The 20,339-nt window shown below is 72.0% G+C and carries 15 protein-coding genes and 2 pseudogenes; 11 read left to right on the forward strand and 6 right to left on the reverse strand.

Features of this window, described 5'->3' with window-relative positions; all coding sequences use genetic code 11:
* Positions 1-255: 255 nt before the first annotated feature.
* Complete coding sequence (locus EAO76_RS46900) at positions 256-1,116, reverse strand: diacylglycerol kinase (RefSeq protein ID WP_148840837.1); 861 nt, start codon at positions 1,114-1,116, stop codon at positions 256-258.
* 186 nt (positions 1,117-1,302) lie between these two features.
* On the opposite strand from EAO76_RS46900, the gene EAO76_RS36960 reads away from it, so the two are divergent.
* The 3 genes from EAO76_RS36960 to EAO76_RS36970 all read left to right on the forward strand — a co-directional run bounded on the left by EAO76_RS36960 (position 1,303) and on the right by EAO76_RS36970 (position 4,827).
* A complete protein-coding gene (locus tag EAO76_RS36960) occupies positions 1,303-2,586 on the forward strand; it encodes an adenylosuccinate synthase (RefSeq protein ID WP_148840609.1) in 1,284 nt (427 codons plus the stop codon).
* 269 nt (positions 2,587-2,855) lie between these two features.
* Positions 2,856-3,728: a glycoside hydrolase family 19 protein gene (locus tag EAO76_RS36965; RefSeq protein ID WP_148840610.1), complete on the forward strand. Its 873-nt coding sequence runs from the start codon at positions 2,856-2,858 to the stop codon at positions 3,726-3,728.
* 208 nt (positions 3,729-3,936) lie between these two features.
* Complete coding sequence (locus EAO76_RS36970) at positions 3,937-4,827, forward strand: glycoside hydrolase family 19 protein (RefSeq protein WP_148840611.1); 891 nt, start codon at positions 3,937-3,939, stop codon at positions 4,825-4,827.
* A 103-nt stretch (positions 4,828-4,930) separates the two neighbouring features.
* Here EAO76_RS36970 and EAO76_RS36975 read toward each other — a convergent pair whose 3' ends face one another.
* Together EAO76_RS36975 and EAO76_RS36980 are read right to left on the reverse strand one after the other, a co-directional pair.
* Positions 4,931-6,490 (reverse strand): helix-turn-helix domain-containing protein, encoded by a 1,560-nt coding sequence (locus EAO76_RS36975; RefSeq protein WP_187438945.1) that lies wholly within the window; start codon positions 6,488-6,490, stop codon positions 4,931-4,933.
* Positions 6,491-6,858: 368 nt separating this feature from the next.
* Positions 6,859-8,794: pseudogene (locus EAO76_RS36980) on the reverse strand (serine/threonine-protein kinase).
* Between the two features lie 195 nt (positions 8,795-8,989).
* Between EAO76_RS36980 and EAO76_RS36985 the strand changes: the two are divergent.
* Positions 8,990-10,276 carry a hypothetical protein gene (locus EAO76_RS36985; RefSeq protein WP_187438933.1) on the forward strand — a complete coding sequence of 429 codons (1,287 nt, stop codon included), beginning with the start codon at positions 8,990-8,992 and terminating at the stop codon, positions 10,274-10,276.
* Positions 10,277-10,320: 44 nt separating this feature from the next.
* Here the strand turns inward: EAO76_RS36985 and EAO76_RS36990 are convergent, their stop codons facing one another.
* Positions 10,321-10,806, reverse strand: a complete 486-nt coding sequence (locus EAO76_RS36990; protein WP_262376073.1) for a MarR family transcriptional regulator — start codon at positions 10,804-10,806, stop codon at positions 10,321-10,323.
* Positions 10,807-10,847: 41 nt separating this feature from the next.
* Positions 10,848-11,453, reverse strand: a complete 606-nt coding sequence (locus tag EAO76_RS36995) for a type 1 glutamine amidotransferase family protein (protein ID WP_148840615.1) — start codon at positions 11,451-11,453, stop codon at positions 10,848-10,850.
* A 243-nt stretch (positions 11,454-11,696) separates the two neighbouring features.
* On the opposite strand from EAO76_RS36995, the gene EAO76_RS37000 reads away from it, so the two are divergent.
* The 3 genes from EAO76_RS37000 to EAO76_RS37010 all read left to right on the forward strand — a co-directional run bounded on the left by EAO76_RS37000 (position 11,697) and on the right by EAO76_RS37010 (position 14,748).
* Positions 11,697-13,061, forward strand: a complete 1,365-nt coding sequence (locus EAO76_RS37000; RefSeq protein ID WP_148840616.1) for an aspartate aminotransferase family protein — start codon at positions 11,697-11,699, stop codon at positions 13,059-13,061.
* 105 nt (positions 13,062-13,166) lie between these two features.
* Positions 13,167-13,931: a GntR family transcriptional regulator gene (locus EAO76_RS37005; protein WP_148840617.1), complete on the forward strand. Its 765-nt coding sequence runs from the start codon at positions 13,167-13,169 to the stop codon at positions 13,929-13,931.
* A 166-nt stretch (positions 13,932-14,097) separates the two neighbouring features.
* A complete protein-coding gene (locus EAO76_RS37010; RefSeq protein WP_148840838.1) occupies positions 14,098-14,748 on the forward strand; it encodes a hypothetical protein in 651 nt (216 codons plus the stop codon).
* A 130-nt stretch (positions 14,749-14,878) separates the two neighbouring features.
* Here EAO76_RS37010 and EAO76_RS37015 read toward each other — a convergent pair.
* A pseudogene (locus tag EAO76_RS37015) lies at positions 14,879-15,652 on the reverse strand (SLATT domain-containing protein); the annotation flags it as partial.
* A 427-nt stretch (positions 15,653-16,079) separates the two neighbouring features.
* Between EAO76_RS37015 and EAO76_RS37020 the strand changes: the two are divergent.
* The 4 genes from EAO76_RS37020 to EAO76_RS37035 all read left to right on the forward strand — a co-directional run bounded on the left by EAO76_RS37020 (position 16,080) and on the right by EAO76_RS37035 (position 20,299).
* On the forward strand, positions 16,080-16,415 hold the full coding sequence (locus EAO76_RS37020) for a YbaB/EbfC family nucleoid-associated protein (protein ID WP_072487886.1): 336 nt from the start codon (positions 16,080-16,082) through the stop codon (positions 16,413-16,415).
* A 103-nt stretch (positions 16,416-16,518) separates the two neighbouring features.
* Positions 16,519-17,118, forward strand: coding sequence for a recombination mediator RecR (gene recR / locus EAO76_RS37025; RefSeq protein ID WP_148840618.1), 600 nt, complete (start codon positions 16,519-16,521; stop codon positions 17,116-17,118).
* Positions 17,119-17,255: 137 nt separating this feature from the next.
* Positions 17,256-17,915 (forward strand): DUF5063 domain-containing protein, encoded by a 660-nt coding sequence (locus tag EAO76_RS37030; RefSeq protein WP_148840619.1) that lies wholly within the window; start codon positions 17,256-17,258, stop codon positions 17,913-17,915.
* Between the two features lie 263 nt (positions 17,916-18,178).
* Positions 18,179-20,299: a LamG domain-containing protein gene (locus EAO76_RS37035; protein WP_262376074.1), complete on the forward strand. Its 2,121-nt coding sequence runs from the start codon at positions 18,179-18,181 to the stop codon at positions 20,297-20,299.
* Positions 20,300-20,339 lie beyond the last annotated feature (40 nt).

Genomic DNA, 20,339 nt, shown 5'->3' on the forward strand with positions numbered 1-20,339 from the left:
CCCGATTCCGAGCCGAGCCCGATTCCGAGCCGAGCCCGATTCCGAGCCGAGCCCGATTCCGAGCCGAGCCCGATTCCGAGCCGAGCCCGATTCCGAGCCGAGCCCGATTCCGGGCCCGAAGCCCGCCCCGGACCTCGTCCGCGTGCCCGGGGTCGCCCGAACGGCCTCACCGGCCGCCCCCGCGCCCGAGTCCGCTCCAATGGCCGAAGCGGGAACGAGGCCGGGGGAAGTGGAGGCAGGGGCGGGGCGGCGAGGTYATCCCTCGTTCGTGGGCGGCAGCATCAGCCCCCAGGCCCCCGCCCGTACCGTCCAGGTCCTCGTCCGGACCGGGCCGCCCACCTGTATGTCCGCCCGGTAGCGGAAGTCCGCGCCCGAGACCGTGACCGCCTTCGCCTCCGCCGTCACCGGGGCGGCGGCCGGGGGACGGACCACCACCTCGGCGAGGCCGCCCCCGCAGCCCTGCGAGGTCACGGTCACCGATTCGACCGGCTGGTCCAGGTCGTTCAGCAGGACCCCGTCGGCCTCGACCCGCAGCCGGTGCGTGGGCGCCGGCCCGGCGGGCGTCGGCGGGGTGGGGCGCACCAGGGTGCGGACCAGGGAGCGGCAGGTGTCCCAGACCGCCGTGGCCCCCGTACGGGCCGCCGCCGCGCCGGGCAGCGCGCCCAGGGCCGGGATGTGCAGCGCGCCCAGGACCACGCCGTCGCTGTCGTCGACCAGCAGGTCGAGCCTGCGCACGGCACCGTCCAGCGCGGTGCGCGCCGCCGCCACCGCACCCCGGGGCACACCGAGCGAATGGGCGAGTTCCAGCGCGGCCGCGGCGCCGACCGGGATCAGCGCGAGGGCGTTCTCGGCCGGCCCCCGCTCCCGGTGCAGCTGGATCACCGCCCGCCGCAGCGCCCGGTCGTCGCCGACCACCACCGGCCGCCGACTGCCCCGGCGGGACAGGGCCCGGGCGAATTCCTCGGGCCCGTCCGGCAGGCAGATCTTGGCGTGCGAACCGGCGCTCAGCACGTCCTTCGCGATACGGACGGACTCGCCGTCGGTCCGGCGGGCGACCGGGTCGATGACCACCAGCAGCTGGTGCGCACCGTCGCCGGGGGGCTGGGCAGCCGACACCTCGGTCCTTCCTCGGGTAGCATCTTGGTGCAAGAGCCCCTTGCGCTATTGCGCCAGGGGCTTCGTCTATTCCGGGGCACCCGGTTCGACGGTTCAGGCTTTGTCGTACATCGTCGTACGGCATGTACGACGTTTACGTACGCCCCCTGACCTTGGACATGCCCCGCCCGGAAGGGGTGTACGCCTGTGCCCGCACTTGTGCTGCTCGGTGCTCAGTGGGGTGACGAGGGCAAGGGAAAGGCCACCGACCTCCTCGGTGGATCCGTGGACTATGTGGTGCGCTACCAGGGCGGCAACAACGCCGGTCACACGGTGGTCGTCGGAGACCAGAAGTACGCACTGCATCTCCTCCCCTCCGGAATCCTTTCGCCGGGATGTACCCCGGTCATCGGAAACGGTGTCGTCGTCGACCCGGCCGTCCTGCTCTCCGAGCTGAGTGGGCTGAACGAGCGCGGCGTGGACACGTCCAAGCTGCTGATCAGCGGTAACGCTCATTTGATCACCCCGTACAACGTCACCGTCGACAAGGTGACGGAACGGTTCCTCGGGAAGCGCAAGATCGGCACGACCGGTCGCGGCATCGGCCCGACGTACGCCGACAAGATCAACCGTGTGGGCATCCGCGTCCAGGACCTCTACGACGAGTCGATCCTGGCGCAGAAGGTCGAGGCGGCCCTGGAGCAGAAGAACCAGCTCCTCGCCAAGGTCTTCAACCGCCGGGCGATCGAGGCCGACAAGATCGTCGAGGAGATGCTCCAGTACGCGGAGCAGATCAAGCCGTACGTCGCCGACACGACGCTCGTCCTGAACAACGCCATCGACGAGGGCAAGGTCGTCCTCTTCGAGGGCGGGCAGGGCACGCTGCTCGACGTGGACCACGGCACGTACCCCTTCGTCACCTCCTCGAACCCGACCGCGGGCGGTGCCTGCACCGGCGCCGGTGTGGGTCCGACGAAGATCACCCGGGTCATCGGCATCCTCAAGGCGTACACCACCCGTGTCGGTGCCGGCCCGTTCCCGACGGAGCTGTTCGACGAGGACGGCGAGGCGTTGCGCCGGATCGGCGGCGAGCGCGGTGTCACCACCGGCCGCGACCGTCGCTGCGGCTGGTTCGACGCGGTGATCGCGCGGTACGCGACCCGGGTCAACGGTCTCACCGACTTCTTCCTCACCAAGCTGGACGTGCTGACCGGCTGGGAGCAGATCCCGGTGTGCGTCGCGTACGAGATCGACGGCAAGCGCGTCGAGGAACTCCCGTACAGCCAGACCGACTTCCACCACGCGAAGCCGGTCTACGAGATGCTGCCGGGCTGGTCCGAGGACATCACGAAGGCCAAGACCTTCGGTGACCTGCCGAAGAACGCGCAGGCGTACGTGAAGGCGCTGGAGGACATGTCCGGCGCCCCGATCTCCGCGATCGGCGTCGGCCCCGGCCGCACCGAGACCATCGAGATCAACTCCTTCATCTGAGGGATGCGGATTCCTCCAGGATTACGGATTCCTCCAGGGGTACGGACCCGAACGCGGGGCGGGCCGGGACGCGCAGTCCCGGCCCGCCCCGCGTTCCGTTCGTGAGGGGAGGGATCGTGGCCGGGGAGCTTCCGCCCGTTGGTCCATACCTTGACAGGTCCAGACCAATGCGGCTTGAGTGGCGGGACGTTCCGACGGCCCGCTGAGGTGTTCGGCGTGCCCTTCCGAAGGAGTGAGCAGCGCTGAAACGCATCAGGAGCCTCCTGGCCGTGCCGGCCGCCGTCGCCGCCGTCGTCGTCGCGACGGCCGCGTTCCTCCCCGCCTCCGCCGCGCCCGCCGCGGCCCCGGCCGCCTCCGGGGTCGTCCGGTGCGCACCCCTCTGGAGTTCCTCCACGGCCTACTCGGCGGGTGGCACCGTCTCGCACCACGGCCGCAACTGGACGGCCAAGTGGTGGACGCTGAACGAGAACCCGGGGGCCGCTAGCGCCTGGGACGACCGGGGCGCCTGTGCGGGCGGGGTCTCCGACTTCGTCATCAGTGAGGCGCGGTTCGACGAGATCTTCCCGGACCGCGACCCCTTCTACACGTACCAGGGCCTGATCGACGCCCTGAGCGCCTATCCGCGCTTCGCGAACACCGGAACACCGGCCACGCGGGCCCGGGAGGCGGCGGCGTTCCTGACCCACGCCGACTTCGAGTCGGTCGGGCTGCGGTACGTGAAGGAGATCAACGAGGCCAACTACTGGCGCAAGTGCGACTACGGCCAACCGTACGGCTGCCCGGCCGGGCGGACCGCGTACTACGGGCGCGGCCCGATCATGTTCAGCTGGAACTTCAACTACAAGACCGCCGGTGACGCCCTCGGCCTCGACCTCCTCCACAATCCCTGGCTGGTCGAGCAGGATCCGTCCGTCGCCTGGCGGACGGCGCTCTGGTACTGGAACACCCAGAACGGCCCCGGCACGATGACCTCGCACGAGGCGATGGTCGGCGGCGCGGGCTTCGGCGAGACGATCCGTTCGCTCAACGGCGCCCTGGAGTGCGACGGCGGCAATCCCGAATCGGTCGCGGCCCGGGTCGCCAAGTACGAGCGGATCACCGGAATCCTCGGTGTGGCGCCGGGTTCCCGACTGGACTGCTGACCTGCTGACCTTTCATCAACAAGTGGTTCCGGAGCAGGAGTTCGCGAGCCGATTCCGTCGCCCGGTGCGCGACGTGCGGCCGTTTCGGAAGAATATTCGGGGCTGGTCTAGACCTTGACAGGTCCAGACCATCGACGCTTGAGTGACGGTCAACCCCCCATGGCGGCGCACCGCCCAGCCCGGTGCGCCGCACCGAAGGAGTGATCACATGGTCAGGCGTGTCATGGGTCTGCTGACCGCGCTCGGTGCGCTCGTCGCGATGCTCGTCGTCCTTCCCGCCTCCACCGCGGCCGCGGCGGAGTGCGCGGCCCCCTGGAACTCCTCGTCCGTCTACACCGGTGGCCAGGCGGCCTCCCACAACGGTCACAACTGGACCGCCAAGTGGTGGACCCAGAACGAGACTCCCGGCAGCTCCGACGTCTGGGCGGACCAGGGCGGCTGCGGTGGCGGCGGTACGGACCCGGGTGAGCCCGACCCGTCCGGCTTCGTCGTCAGCGAGGCCCAGTTCAACCAGATGTTCCCGAACCGGAATTCCTTCTACACGTACCAGGGCCTGACCGACGCCCTGAGCGCCTACCCGGGCTTCGCGAACACCGGCAGCGACACCGTCAAGCGCCAGGAGGCGGCGGCGTTCCTCGCCAACGTCAGTCACGAGACGGGCGGTCTGGTGTACGTGGTCGAGCAGAACACGTCCAACTACCCGCACTACTGCGACAGCAACCAGCCGTACGGCTGTCCGGCCGGCCAGGCCGCGTACTACGGGCGCGGCCCGATCCAGCTCAGCTGGAACTTCAACTACAAGGCCGCCGGTGACGCGCTCGGCATCGACCTGCTGGGCAACCCGTACCTGGTCGAGCAGAACGCCTCGATCGCCTGGCAGACCGGCCTCTGGTACTGGAACACGCAGAACGGCCCCGGCACCATGACCGCCCACCAGGCCATGGTGAACGGCGCCGGCTTCGGCGAGACCATCCGCTCGATCAACGGCACCCTGGAGTGCAACGGCGGCAACCCCGCCCAGGTCCAGAGCCGCATCGACCGCTACAAGGCGTTCGTCGCCATCCTCGGCACCACCCCCGGCTCCAACCTGAGCTGCTGACCCCGGCCGGCCTCGGCCGGTCCCCACCGAGTCCGTTGGTCCCGCTGCCCCCGCTGACCTGCACCGGCCGTCCCGACACATCTGTCGGGGCGGCCGGTGCGGTTCAGCGGGCCGCTTCGGCCTCCGCCAGGTCCAGGGCCCGGAAGGCCAGCCACAGGTCGTAGCGGGCGCTCGGCGCCTGGAGCAGGGAGCGCCCGAGCGCCGATTCGAGCCGGGTGAGCCGCTTGCGGACCCCCGGTACGGAGATGCCCAGCGCGGCCGCGGTCGCGGCCGTCCGGGCCTCGCACTCCAGCCAGGTGCGGAGCGTCTCCCGCGGATCGGCGGCGTTCCTGGAGCTGTCGGAACCGGACAGCGGGCGCAGTTGCCGGTCCGCCCATTCCCGCATGGCCGTCGTGCGCAGGATGTCGTCCAGGCGGTGGGGCGCCGAGGGGGCCGAGGGCCCCGGGGACTTCAGGGGTTCCGGCCCGGCGGTGGCGGTCGTCGTCAGTGTGGTGGGAGTGGCGCGGATGCGCAGGGCCAGGTCGAGGGCGGCCTGGTCGCCGACCCGGTTCAGATCGAGGCCGAGCAGTTCGCCGATCAGCCGGAGCCGGGCGGCCAGGGTGTTGCGGTGGATCTTCAGGTGCTGGGTCGCGTGCGAGGAGAACGCGAGCCAGGAGGCGAGGGTCGCCGCGAGTTCCTGGCTGCCCGGGTCGTGGCTGCGCCGCGGCACATGGGTGAGCAGCGGGTCCAGCAGCGCCTTCGCCCAACGGGCCCCGGCCTCCCCGACGACCACGGCGGGCTCCTGCGCCGAGCCGAAGCGGGCGTGCCGGGCGGGCAGTCCGCGGGCCACGGCCAGTGCGTGGAACGCCTGCCGGTATCCGGTCGCGGTGTCGGACAGCGGTACGTCCTCGCTGGCCCCGACCACGCACTCGGCCACCGCGTCGGCGATCCGGACGCCCAGCCACTGTTCGGCCCCGCCCCCCTGCCCGCCGGCGCCATCGCCCGTTCCTGTGCCCCCGCCCGTTCCTGTGTCCGCGTCCGCCGGTACGACGAGGATCACGTGGCGCGAGTACACCGGGCACCGCACGATCCAGGACCGGCCGCCGGACAGCCTCGTGCAGATCCGCATCACCTCGTCCCGACCGCCGACCGGGCACTCCACGACGTACACCCGGACGGGGTCGGGCAGCGTGGGCTTCAACGCCCCCGCCACCTGGTGCGCGATGGACAGTTGGCCGGTCATCAGCAGGTGCAGCACCGCCTCGCGGCCCCGGGACTCCGCGAGGTCGACGCGCCGCCGCCTGCGTTCCACCGACTCGGCCGCCCAGCACATGGTCAACGGCATCGTCACGTCGGCGAGCAGGGTGGGGAGACCTTCGGGCAGCGGGCGGGGCGCGACCGCGACCAGGGTCGGGGCGGTGGAGTCCGGCGGCCCGTCCAGCGGGAACAGCAGCACGGTGTGCGCTCCCCGGTCGAACGAGAAGGAGTGCGCGTCGAGCCCCGTCACCTCCCGCACGCACTCGCCCGCCAGCGCGGCGGCCCCGGCGCCCATGCCGTCCGCGCTCCGGACCACGCCGTGCAGAACGGTGCCGTCGCCGTCGAGCAGCCCGGCCCAGCCCGCGGCCCGGCCGGACACCCAGCGCAGGAGCTCCCGGGACCCGCCCGACCGGGCCAGCCGGTACATCCGCAGTACGTCGTCGGCCCGTTCCCGCGCGCCCACGCATCCTCCGCTTCCACCGAAAAAACCGGAGTGCAGAATACCGGTTTGACTGTGCGGGTTGTTACCCGAGACGGCTCACGCAGTGCGAAGTGAAGCTTTTGGGCTTCCGGGGCAGCATTTAGAGTTTCGAACACGGTTGCGGAAGCCCCTGGGGGAGGAAGTCACGGGGGCAAGGGGGGCGACGGCAGCAGCTCACGGGGGTGGCTGTTGCCGTCGTCCGCAACCGCTGCCCCTCCCGGTCCGCCCGGGTGAGGGACGCCGTCCAGGCGCCGGGGGCAACCGCGGAGGTGGGCCCGTCGGGCACCTCGGATTCCCGGTCGGCCGGGGCGCGGTCAGTCGTCCTTCGTGTACGTGAGCTTCTCGCCGCTCTCAGTGTTCTCGCGGCGCAGGGTGCCGTCCGGGAGCAGGGTCAGCGTGGTGGCCTTGCCCGCGGTGCAGGACGTCATGGGTTCGCCCACCGTGACCGTGGAGGGACCGACCTCGACGGGGCCGCCCGGGGCCGGTTCGGAGACCAGCTCGGCCTGGAAGACGCAGTGGTAGGAGTCGCCGGTGTCGAGCGGGCCGTCCGCGGTGAGGCTGAGGACGGTGTCGCCGACCTCGCCCTGCTGGATGACGAGCTTGCGGGTGGAGCGCCCCGTGGCGTTGTCGATGGAACTCGACCAGGAGCCGAGGTAGCCGGACGGGATGGGGCCGTCGCCGTTCTCCACGTCACCGGTGGGAGTGGGGACCGCGGTGGACGGGCCGCCGGAGCCGGGGGAGCCCGACGAGGTGCCGGTGGGGGACGGGGAACCGGTGGGGGACGCCTTGGTCCCCTTCCCCTTGTCGTTCATGAGGGCGTATACGGAACCACCCGCGCCTATGGCGACCAGCACGGCGACGAGGATGAGGGCCACTGTCGAGCCCCGGCCGCGACGTTCCGGTTCGGGGGCGGGCTGCGGGGTGGTGGCGGGGTACTGCGGACCGTACGGGGGTGTCCCGTTCGCCCCGTTCGGGGGCACGGCGCCGAAACCGTACTGCTGCTGCGGAGACGGTGGGGTCTGCGGGTAGCCGTACCCGGGGCCGAAGCCCTGGCCGGGGTGCGGCTGGGCGGGCTGCTGCGGGTAGCCGTACGCGGGGGAGTGGGCCGGTGCGGGCGGGCGGGGACGGGGCCCCGGGCGCCGTGGGAAACGCGTGAACGGGACGGTCCGCGGGAGGCGCGGGAGAAACGGGTGCGGTGGGCGCCGTCGGGGGTGCGGCTGCCACAGCGGCAGCCGCGGCTGCGGCAGTGGCGGCCGGGGGTTCCTTCCCCGGTACGGGCTCGGGCCCGGCCGTGCCCTCGGGGCCTTCGGGACCTGCGGGGTCCTCGTAGTCCAGCAACCCGACCGCGTGGCGCCCGAGTTGGGCGATGAGTGCGCCGGGGAGCCAGGGCTCGGCGGTGTCGCCGTCGGCCAGGCGGTCCAGGATCGCGTCCGTCGTGGGACGGGCGGCCGGGTCCTTGTGCAGGCAGTCCCTGATCAGTTCGACGAGATCCACGGGAACGCCGGTCAGGTCCGGGTCCTCCTGCGCGATCCGGAACATCTGCGCATGCGCGCCGCTGTCGGAGGCGCCGAAGGGGAGCCGGCCGGTCGAGGCGTACGACAGCACCGAGCCGAGACAGAAGATGTCGCACGCCGGGGTGACCCGTTCGCCCCGCACCTGCTCGGGCGCCATGAAACCGGGTGAGCCGATCAGGGCCCCGGTGCGGGTGACGCCGCCGTCGGTGGCGGTGTGCAGGGCCCTGGCTATGCCGAAGTCGATGACGCGCGGTCCGTCGATCGTCAGCAGGATGTTGGAGGGCTTGAGGTCCCGGTGGACGATCCCGGCGGCGTGGATGTCCTGGAGGGCGCGTGCGAGGCCCGCGCCGAGGAAGTGGACCGAGCGCTCGGGCAGGGGGCCGTACGCATCGGACGGGGCGCCCGACGCGGGGCGGGCCCGGCCGGTGACGGTGGCGTGGAGGGACGGCCCGGCGACGTAGCCGGTCGCGACCCAGGGCACGTCCGCCTCCGTGTCCGCGTCCAGCACGGGGGCGGTCCAGGCGGAGCCGACCTGGCGGGCGGCCCGCACCTCGTGGCGGAAGCGGTCGCGGAACTCCTGCCGGGCGGCCAGCTCGGGGCGGACGAGTTTCACCGCGACCGTGCGGCCGTTCGCCGACCTGGCGAGGAACACCTGCCCCATGCCGCCCTCGCCGAGCCGGGCGAGCAGCCGGTACGCGCCGATGGCGCGCGGATCCTGTGGCGTCAGGCTCTGCATGGCGCTGGACGTCCTTCCCCCGGGGTCGAGCTGGTCTGAGCGGTGCCTGGCATGGCTCGCTCGATCATAGGGACCCACGCACGGCGCGGGCGGGACGGTTGCGGAGCGCGACTCCGTCCCGAAACGTGTCCGGGACAGGTCCGGGACAACTTCTGCTGTTCTGGACCGAGTTGTTCCGCCCTATGGTCCGTCGACATGGACACCACACGGAGAACGATTCTGCGAGGGATGGCGGCGGCTCCGGTCGTCGCGGCGACGAGTGGGCTGCTGGTGCCGGGGGAGGCGGCGGCAGCGCCGGACGGGATGACGGCGACACCCGCCGAGCACCCGATGAGCCTCACGTACGACGCGGCGCACTCCGCGCTGCTGGAGGAGTCGATCAGGGGGCTCCGCAGCAAGGAGAAACTGGGCCGGATCGATGTGACCGGCGTGCTGAGGGGGAAGCCGCAGTACGAGGGGCGGAACGGGGTTCCCCGGGACTGGTGGCCCCGGTCGACGGGACGGCCCGACAAGGCATTCCGGTGGAGCGATGCCGACCGCCTCGCCAGGCGGGACACCTGGCGGCCCCAGGGCATCTCCACCGTCTACGACGCCACCGAGCAGCGGGGCAGGAACATCCTGATGGTCTCCTGGTACCACCTGGAGAAGGACCACCCGACGAACCGCGGCGGCCGCATAGCGATCATCGATCTGAGGGGCCGCACGCCGAAGTACTGGTACGCCCTGCTGGTGCTGCCGACCCGGAAGGAGGGTGGCCACAGCTTCGAGCCGCTGTACGGCCTGCACGCCGGGGGCCTGGCCTGGTACGGGAACAAGCTGTACGTCACCGAGAGCCGCACGGGTGCGCTCTATGTGTTCGACACCGACGGCATGTTCCCGATCGAGGGCCGGCGCGACCTCTGCGGCAAGGACTCCCGCGGGGAGTTCCACGCGTTTCGGGAGCCGTACGCGATGCCGCTGAGCCGCGTCTACCGGGTGGACGCGCAGGGGCAGGAACGGCTCAAGTTCTCCCAGGTATCGGTCGACCGGGACCCGGGCCGCCCGTACCGGTCGCTCGTCGTGAACGAGTGGGAGCCCGACAAGAGCCACGCGATCGTGGCCCGCTGGGACATCGGCCACAACAGCCCGTACCCGCGCATGGAGCCGGGCGCGGCGAGCGCGGTCTCGTCGGCCGTGTACCGGGTCGAGCGCGGGTCGAATCCGAAGAAGTCGGGGCTGCCGCAGGGGTACGGAATGCAGGGTGCGGTGAGCATCAGGGGCAGGCTCTACCTGTCGGTCAGCAGGGGCCCCGAAAAGAACGGGTGCTACAGCAGGGTGCGGCTCGATTCCAAGGGGGTCGGCACGGCGCAGAAGCTGTGGGAGCTCCCGAAGGGGCCCGAGGACCTGAGCTACCAGGGGATCACCCGGAACACCGGACGGGTGTGGGGGCTCACCGAGTACGCGGACCGGCGCTTCGTGTTCGGGATGCGGGTGTCCCGGTAGCCCCCGGCAGTACCCGCCCCCTGGTTTCCCGATTGCCCGGTGGCTCAGATCCTCCGGTTCCCGCCGGGCGGGGCGTCCTGCGGTTCGGCGAGGGTTTCCATGGCGGCGGACAGCCGTTCCAGGACCCGTACGGTCTCCGCGAACCGTTCCTCGCCCAGCTCGGCGGCGAGCCGGGCGGCGAGGTCGGCGTGGCCGGGGTCGATGCGCCGGACCGCGGCGCGTCCCTCGTCGGTGGGGCGCAGCAACTTGGCGCGGCGGTGGGCGGGATTGGGCACGTACTCGGCGAGGCCCTTGCCGACCAGCAGATCGGCGACGCGCTGCACGCTCTGCCGGGTGATGCCCATGACGCGGGCGATCCCGGAGACGGGCAGGGGCTCGCGGAGCACGGCCCCGAGGACCTGCCACCAGGAGGCGGTGAGCCCGGCGGGCCCGGCCAACTGCTCGGAGACGGTGAGGAACTGGCCGTTCAGCCGGAAGACGCCGAGCGCCGTACGGCTCAGCAGCTCCTGATCCGAGGTTTCCCGGTCCACTGATTCCCGGTCCACTGATTCCTGGTTCGCCGGTTCCCGGTTCATGAGGCGGCGTTCAGGGTTTCGTAGGCGGTCGCGTCCGAGTCGTGGAACAGCCGGTACCAGGCGTCGAGCTTCTCGCCCCCGTACACGCCGAGCCGCGCGAGGACCTCGCGGGCGAAGGCGACGGGCTCGGTCGGGCCGGCCGTGATGAGGTCGCCGTCGGTCACCGCGTCCGCCTCGACGTACCGCTCACCCCCCTCGTACCCCGTGGCCGCGAGGTAGAAGGAGACCGCGCTCGTGTGCGCGCGGTCGTCGAGCAGGCCCTCGCGGGCCAGACCCGCCGTCGCACCGCAGATCGCGGCGACCGGCACCCCGGCGTCCAGGAAGCCGCGCGCCGCACGGGCGAAGGGGGCGAGCGCGTCGCCGGAGTCCCAGAGATCGGCGCCGGGAAGCACCAGGAGCGCGCTGTCCTCGGGACGCAGGTCCGCGAGCGCGAGATCGGGCAGGACGCGCATCCCGCCCATGGTGGTGACGGGGTCGGTGGTGGGGCCGACCGTCCGCACGGTGAAGCCCGCCCGGGCGAGATGGGCGGTGGCGTGCCCCGTCTCCCAGTCGGCGAGGGTGTCGTACACGGCCAGGTGCACGGACGCGCGGGTGTCGTTCATGACGCCTCCTTCGATGGGAAGCCCCGGCGGCGCGGCCCCCGGGCCGACCGTCGCGAGGTCATGACAGTATGTTGTCGTTTCGACAGTGTGCTGTCAACCGGCCGGGCGGTACGAGGGGAAGTGCGCCGGCAGGATGCCGAGCGGCGCCCCGTCGGACCCCCGACACCCTGCCGACCCGGAAGGGCCCCACGTCATACAAGGTGGCCATGTCCGGCCGCTCCCCGCGCGACCTACGCTCGCCGCATGACCCCTCATGCCCCTCATGTCGACCCCGCCGCCGGCGCGGCCGTGAAGGCCGCCGATCGCGCGCACGTGTTCCACTCCTGGTCCGCCCAGGGCCTGATCGACCCGCTCGCCGTCGCCGGCGCCGAGGGGTCGTACTTCTGGGACTACGACGGCAACCGCTACCTGGACTTCACCAGCGGCCTCGTCTACACCAACATCGGCTACCAGCACCCCACCGTCGTCGCCGCGATCCAGGAGCAGGCGGGCAAGCTCGCCACCTTCGCCCCCGCGTTCGCGATCGAGGCGCGGTCCGAGGCCGCCCGCCTCATCGCCGAGCGCACCCCCGGCGACCTGGACAAGATCTTCTTCACCAACGGCGGTGCCGAGGCCGTCGAGAACGCCGTCCGCATGGCCCGGCTGCACACCGGCCGCACGAAGGTGCTCTCCGCCTACCGCTCGTACCACGGCGCCACCTCCACCGCGATCAACCTGACCGGCGACCCGCGCCGCTGGCCGTCCGACAACGGCTCGGCGGGCGTCGTCCGCTTCTGGGCGCCGTTCCTCTACCGCTCGCCGTTCCACGCCCGGAACGAGGCCGAGGAGTGCGCCCGCGCGCTCCAGCACCTGGAGGACACCCTCGCCTTCGAGGGCGTCGCCAACGTCGCCGCGATCATCCTGGAGACCATCCCCGGCACGGCGGGCATCATGACGCCGCCGCCCGGCTACCTCGCGGGCGTGCGCGAGATCTGCGACCGGTACGGCATCGTCTTCATCCTCGACGAGGTGATGGCCGGATTCGGCCGTACCGGCAAGTGGTTCGCCGCCGACCACTTCGACGTGGTGCCGGACCTGATGACCTTCGCCAAGGGCGTCAACTCCGGTTACGTGCCGCTCGGCGGCGTCGCGATCTCGGCCGAGATCGCCGCGACGTTCGACACCCGCCCCTACCCGGGCGGACTGACCTACTCCGGCCACCCGCTGGCCTGCGCGGCGGCCGTCGCCACCATCCGGGTGATGGAGGACGAGAAGGTCATCGAGAACGCCGCCCACATCGGCGAGACGGTCCTCGGCCCCGGCCTGCGCGAACTCGCCGAGAACCACCCGTCGGTCGGCGAGGTGCGCGGCCTCGGCGCGTTCTGGGCGCTGGACCTGGTGCGCAACAAGGAGACCCGCGAACCGCTCGTCCCGTACAACGCCTCGGGCGAGGCCAACGCGCCGATGGCGGCCTTCGGCGCGGCGGCGAAGAAGAACGGCCTGTGGCCCTTCGTCAACATGAACCGCACGCACGCGGTTCCGGCCTGCAACATCTCCGAGGCCGAGGCCAGGGAAGGGCTCGCGGCCCTCGACGCGGCGCTGTCGGTGGCCGACGAACACACGGTGTGACCGGGGTGCGCGCGGCCCGGTAGCGCGGCGCCCCTCCTCTGCCCGGATCCGGGCACGGCGAGCCTGGCTTAAGGTGACCGGAGCCGAAGAACGGGGAGGGGCGCCATGGGCGCGAGCGGAGCTGTGACCCGCAGTACGCTGCGGCAACAGATCGCGGACGCGCTGAGTGACGAGGTGCTCGCCGGACGTCTGCGACAGGGACGGGAATTCACCGTCAAGCAGATCGCCGAACAGTACGGCGTCTCGGCGACGCCGGTGCGCGAGGCGCTCTTCGACCTCTCCGCGCAGGGGCTGCTGGAGTCGGACCAACACCGGGGCTTCCGGGTGCGCGAGTTCAGCGTCGCCGACTACCGGTCGATGGTCGAGGCCCGCACCCTGGTCATCGACGGCGTCATCCGCGACATCTTCTTCGCCCCGAGGCCCTCGGCGGCGCATGTGACGGCGTACCGGGACTGCGTCGTCTCCGTGCGCCGCCGGGCCCAGGAGGCGGCACGGGCGGCGCTGAGCGGCGACCTCGACATCCTCATCGGGTACGACCTGCGGTTCTGGCGCGAACTGGGCGCGATCGCGGGCAACCCGTACATCAACGACTTCCTGCACCGGCTGCGCGTCCAGGCCTGGGTGTTCGCGGTGCCGTACCTGCGCCACGACGCACGGGCCAGGGACTGGCTCTGGAACCGGCACCCGGACCTGGTCGCGGCGATCACCGCCGGGGACCGCGACGGGGTGCGCGCGGTGATGGACGACTACAGCACGCATGCGCTGACCTGGGCGGACCGGCTCGCGGCCGGCGAACTCGAACACCCCGGCCACGCCGCGCCCCCGGCCGGGCACGAGCCGGGCGGCGGACCGATCGCCCCGAACCTCTGACGACGGGCCGCACCGCACCCCGGACAGCGGGGGACGGTCACGCCCTGACGACGGGCCGGTCACGCCCCCCGGGACGACGGTCCACTGTGCGCGACGCGCCCCTCGCATTACGCTGTCCCGACCATCCCGAACGTTCCGATGTGCACCCGTGGGAGAGCGAGACTTCGTGGCTTGTGACCTGTGGCTGGTCCCCCTCGTCGATGTGCTGTGCCACAGCCCCGACAACCCGTTCGCCGAAGAGATAGCCGTCTACGACAAGGCGCTGGGCGAGGCGGGACTGCCGCCCGTACCGGTGTACGCCTACATGCCGGGCCTGACGGGCGACGTCGCCCCGGTCGCGGGATTCGACTACGAGGCCCTGCACTTCCTGCGCCGTGCCCACCTGCTCCAGCTCAGCGGCCTCGCGGTCACGCCGGTCGACGAACTGGGCGGGGACTACGAGCAGTTGCTGGAGATGTTCGAGACGACGGCCCAGCAGTCCCACCTGGTCTGGCACTACGACCACGCCGGGGCGTACGTCCCGCTGGACTTCGCCACCCCGCTCTCCAACGACGACCTGCTCCAGGGCGGCGGCCCGCTGGGTTCCTCGCACGGACTGCTGCGGGAACTGCAGTACATGGCCCCGTCGATCGGCATCGACCCGGCGAACCCGCCGGCCGCCCCGCTGCCGCCGACCGCGCCGACCGCCCTGGAGGAACGGGCGGACCCGGCGCCGTACGACGCCAGCCCGTTCGCCCGCGAGCGGCACGTCTGGCTGGGCCTGCACGCGGCGGCCACCCGCAGCCTCGCCCAGGGCTCGATGATCATCTTCAGCTGACGTCGGAAGCGCACCGCACGGCCCCGGTCCGGGAACGGTCCGGGGCCGAGGCGCGAGAACCGGGACCGGGCCGGGGGTCGGGGCCGGTCCCGGGCGGGTCTAGCGGGGGGACTCGTCCCGGGCGGGTCTTGCGGGGGGACTCCGGGGGCCGCTGGCGCGGCATGTTCGGCCGGGTCATCGTCTGTAACGGGAACCGCCCCGGCAGCACGCCCTGATCCGCGCGCCCGCCGTTCCCGGCGGCCGAGGCGAGCGCCTGCATCCCCATCGGGGCGGGCCCGGCGCGGAACTCCACCATCCAGTCCGCGGTCTCGGTGCGCACCAGCTCCGTGATGTCCTCCGAGAACCGCCGCAGCACCCCGAGGCACCGCTCGGCCGCCTCGCTGGCCGTCCCCTCGGTCGGGCCGAGCACCTCCCGCACGCACTCCGACGCCCAGTCGAACTGCAGCACCTGGAGGCGCCGTTGCACGGCCTGGGCGGTGGCGAGGTTCCTTATCCAGCCCGAGGTCAGGCCGAAGTACCGGTCGCACGCCATGCACGCCGCACCCAGCAGCAACGACAGGTAGCCCCAGCCCGCCGCCCCGTCCAGCGCCCCGGTCAGGTCGAGCAGCGGCAGCGCGGCGCCCGCGACCGCCCCGAGCGCGGTGCCGATCCGCAGCGCCCTGGCCCCGCGCCGCTTCCACACCCGGTCGTTCAGGTACCAGTCGGCGGTGCGCAACGCGTCGGTCTCGACCCAGCGGTACAGCTCGTCGAGGCGGTCGGCGGGTTCGCCCCAGTCGCCGAGCGGAAACGGCGTACCGGTCAGATCCCTGACCCGGGCGTCCCGGCCGCGCCCGCCGGAGCCCGAGCCGGCCGGGCCGGGCTCGTTGCGGGGCGACCCCTCGGGCTGCATCTCCGGCTGGCTCACCGGGTACTCCTCTGTGTTCTGCGGGGCGGCGCCTGATGTGCGGCGGTGCGTTCCGGCGGTGGTCGTTCCGACGGCGGTGCGTTCCGACGGCGGGGCTCGTGGGTGCTGCGGGTGGTGCGGGACCGTCGTGCGGCACGCCTGCCGCTCTGCGGAGTGACCGAACGCCCCGAAACGTAACCTTGCGTGACGGCCTGTGTACTCGTACGTACCGATGCGCATGCCCTTCCTACCGCCGAATGGTGGGCCATGGGGTAGAAATCGCGGTATTCCCGGGTGCGCAGAGCCTGTGATCAGGTATAGGAGTCTTCCTGGCGTTGCCTGAAACTCACTCGAAAGAGTTGCTCGCCAGTGGGTGGGGCGCACTGCCCGGGGAGCACGTAGGCTCGGCGTACCGAAACATTTTGTCGTCGAATTGCCAGGAGCAACCGTGATTCCCGGTGGTGGTCAGCCCAACATGCAGCAGCTGCTGCAGCAGGCCCAGAAGATGCAGCAGGACCTCGCCGCGGCCCAGGAGGAACTGGCCAGGACCGAGGTCGAGGGCCAGGCGGGTGGCGGTCTCGTGAAGGCGACCGTGACCGGTTCCGGCGAGCTCCGCAACCTGGTGATCGACCCGAAGGCCGTCGACCCGGAGGACACCGAGACGCTCGCGGACCTCGTCGTCGCCGCGGTCCAGGCGGCGAACGAGAACGCGCAGCAGCTCCAGCAGCAGAAGCTGGGCCCGCTCGCCCAGGGCCTGGGCGGCATGCCCGGCCTCCCCTTCTGACATCCGGTCCCGGCCCCCGTCCGGTCGGTGAGCCCGCACAGGGCGGCACCGGACGGAACAACCGAACAGAACAGAAGCAGGACAGGAAAGGAAGGCGTTTCCGTTGTACGAAGGCGTGGTTCAGGACCTCATCGACGAGTTGGGCAGGCTGCCCGGCGTCGGTCCCAAGAGCGCCCAGCGGATCGCCTTCCACGTCCTGCAGGCCGAACCGACCGACGTGCGCCGCCTCGCCCATGCCCTCCTGGAGGTCAAGGACAAGGTGCGGTTCTGCACGGTCTGCGGCAACGTCGCCCAGCAGGAGCAGTGCAACATCTGCCGCGACGCCCGCCGGGACCAGTCGGTGATCTGCGTGGTCGAGGAGCCGAAGGACGTCGTCGCGATCGAGCGGACCCGTGAGTTCCGCGGCCGGTACCACGTCCTGGGCGGCGCGATCAGCCCGATCGAGGGCGTGGGCCCGGACGACCTGCGCATCCGGGAACTGCTCGCCCGGCTCGCCGACGGCTCGATCACGGAACTGATCCTGGCGACCGACCCCAACCTGGAGGGCGAGGCCACCGCCACGTACCTGGCGCGGATGGTCAAGCCGATGGGCCTCCGCGTCACCAGGCTGGCCAGCGGCCTGCCGGTGGGCGGCGACCTGGAGTACGCGGACGAGGTGACCCTGGGCCGCGCCTTCGAGGGGAGGCGGCTGCTCGATGTGTGACGTGCGTCCGATGTGTGACGCCTTCGTGTCGTCCGGTGTTCGGTCGATGACCGTTTCCGCGACTCACGACGGCTTTATGTTCAGCGCCGATATGTTCTACTCACCGTTCGCGACCGTGCCCACGGGAGGTCCCCTCGATGTCTGACGCCACGCTGAACTCCGTCACGCAGGACCCGGACGACTTCGCCGTCCAGATCGCCGACCAGATCAAGACGTTCATCGTCGCGGTCACCGAGGTGTCCAAGGTCGAGGAGCCCGAGGAGGCCGTCCCCGTCCTGCTGCTCCAGGTCTCCCAGCTCCTGCTGGCGGGCGGCCGGCTGGGCGCGTACGAGGACATCGTCCCCGACGAGCGCTACGAGCCGGACCTCGGCGCGGAGCCGGACGCGGACGGGCTGCGCGAGCGGTTCGCCACCCTGCTGGAGCCGATCGATGTCTACTCCGAGGTCTTCGACCCGTACGAGCCCCGCAAGGCTCCCGTCCCGGCCCGGATCTCCGACGACCTGGCCGACCTGGTCACCGACCTGCGCCACGGTCTGGCCCACTACGAGGAGGACCGCACGACCGAGGCCCTGTGGTGGTGGCAGTTCTCCTACTTCTCCAACTGGGGCTCCACCGCCTCTGCCGCCCTGCGTGCCCTCCAGTCCCTGATCGCCCACATCCGCCTCAACCAGCCCCTCCAGGAGCTGGACGGCCTGGACACGGACTCGGAGACCCTCGACGACGACCTCGCCGAGGAGGCGGGCCGCGTGATGGCCGAGGAGATCGCGGGACCACTGGGACTGCGCCCGGTGCAGTAACGGCACTTCCGCCGGACCGCGCCCGGTGCGGTAGCGGCACTCCGCCGGACCGTGCCCGGTCCGGCAGCGGCGTCGCGGCTGCGACTACGGCGTGCGGGCCCCGGACGGCACATCCGTCCGGGGCCCGCACGCGTCCGGGGGCGCCGCGCTCATCCGCCGTCGCACCGCAGGTCGCCCGCGCGAAACCGCCGTGCTGTTGTCGGCGCGCGTTGCTAGCCTCCCGATGATCTGTGGCACTCACAGACGGTAATGGGGAGGGACGCATGCGTGAAGTCAGTGGTGCGGGCCGTCGAAGAACGGTGCGACTCGGGGCGTTGTCGCTGGCCACGGCGGCGATGCTGGCGGCGCAGGGGGTGACGGTCGCGGCCGCCGATCCGGTCCCGGACGGGTCGTGGGCCTCGGGGCTGGAGACCGGCAGCCAGGCGTGCGGGGCGGGGGAGGCCAAGGCTTACGTCCGCACCCTGCCGCCCCTGCGTGCCGTGCTGTCGGACCCGGCGAACGACGGGCGGCCGGACGCGCCTCCGGTCGCGGCCGAGTTCGAGCTGTGGTGGGCGGCCGACGGCGGCATCGAGCGGCGGCAGTCGACCACGCTCGCCAAGCCCCAGGGGTCGGGGTTCTCCTGGCAACTGCCCGAGGAGATCGAGATCCCGGCCGACACCGTGGTCTCGTGGCATGTGCGCGCCCTCAGTGGGGGAAAGGTTTCGCCCTGGAGCTCCGACGGGTCGGGCACGGCCTGCGAGTTCGTGTACGACAGGGAAGCACCTGGGCAGCCCGTGGTGTCGTCGGACGACTACCCGGACAACGACGCGTGGACGGACGGGGTCGGTGTCCACGGGACCTTCCACGTCGATTCGCCGTCCGACGACGTCGTCTTCTACCGCTACAACTTCCTGGGTGGCCGACAGCTGACCGTCCCGGCATCCGGGCCGGACGGCGCCGCCGACATCGACCACCTTCCGGAGTCGCCGGGGCTGCACGTTCTGGAAGTCCAGGCGTTCGACCGCGCGGGCAATGGCAGCGCACCGGTGAACTACCAGTTCCGGGTGGGTTCCGGGCGGGTGCCGACCGCGCGCTGGAAGCTGGCCGACGCGGCCGGCTCACGAACCGCGGCAGCCGAGACCGGACCCGCGGCCCGCGTCGGCGCCGGGGCCGCGTTCGGCGCGGCCGCCCCGTCCGGTACGGACGTGACGTCCACGGTGGCGCTGGACGGGACGGGGCACGGCTTCGTGACGCCGGACACCCCGGTCGTCGCGACGGACCGGACGTTCTCGGTGGGCGCCTGGGTACGGCCGGCCGCGGTGGACGGCACGCGTACTGTCGTCAGCCAGGACAGCGGGCAGGGGCCGGCGTTCACGCTGGGGCTGCGGCAGGCCGACGGCAAGCCCGTCTGGTCGTTCGGCCTCGGCGGCACACGGTTGACCGGTGGTGCGCCCGAGGCGGGGCAGTGGGCGCATGTGCTCGGCCGGTACGACGCCCGGACGGGCACGGCCCGGCTGTACGTCAACGGCAGGGCCGTGGGCGAGGAACAGCCCGTGACCCCGGTGTCGGGCGACGGGGACTTCCAGATCGGCCGGGCGCAGGGCGCGGCCGGATACCGGGACCGCTGGCAGGGCGAGATCGGTGACGTGCGGGTTTACGACCGGGTGGCGGTGTCGGCCGAGGTCGCGGAACTCGCAGCACGGAAGGCGCAGTTGCTGGGCCACTGGGGACTGGAGACGGCCCCCGGGGGCATCAGCGCGGAGTCGAACGGCGGGCAGCCGCTGAAGCTCGGTCCGGGCGCCTCGATCCGTCGGCTCGACGAGCCCTGCGACCCGCTGGACCCCGACTGCGATCCAGGGGACTGGCCGCTCGACGGCGAGGGGCATCTGCTGCTGGACGGGGTGTCCGGCCACGCGACCACGGAGAAGCCGGTCGTGGACACCGGTGGCAGCTTCAGCGTGAGCGCGACCGTGCGGCTGGCCGACCAGGAGCCGGACCGCCCCATGACCGTCCTCTCCCAGGGCGGGACGCACGGGGACGCTTTCAAGGTGCGTTACCGGCCGTCGACCAGCAGCTGGGAGCTGGTGATGTCCCACGCGGACGAGCCGGGAGCCGCCGAGACGGTGGTCGCCCGGTACACGGAGCCGGACGGCGGTTTCGGTACGGGGCACCGCATCGCCGTCGTCCACGACGACACGATGAACCAGGTCACGCTCTACGTGGACGGCTATGCCGAGACCGCGGGCACCGCCGAGTTCCGGGACGGCTGGACGAGCGGCGGCGGCCTCCAGGTCGGCCGGGGGCGTACGGCCGAGGGGTGGGGCGAGTACCTGCACGGTGCCGTCGACCAGGTCCGGGCCTTCTCCGGCGCGCTCACGGCCGCTGAGGTCGCCGGGCTGATGTAGGGACGTCCGGCGGGGATGCTCGCAGGGGCAGGGGCAGGGG

The sequence above is a fragment of the Streptomyces sp. sk2.1 genome, from assembly GCF_008120935.1.
In the GTDB taxonomy this organism is placed as follows: domain Bacteria; phylum Actinomycetota; class Actinomycetes; order Streptomycetales; family Streptomycetaceae; genus Streptomyces.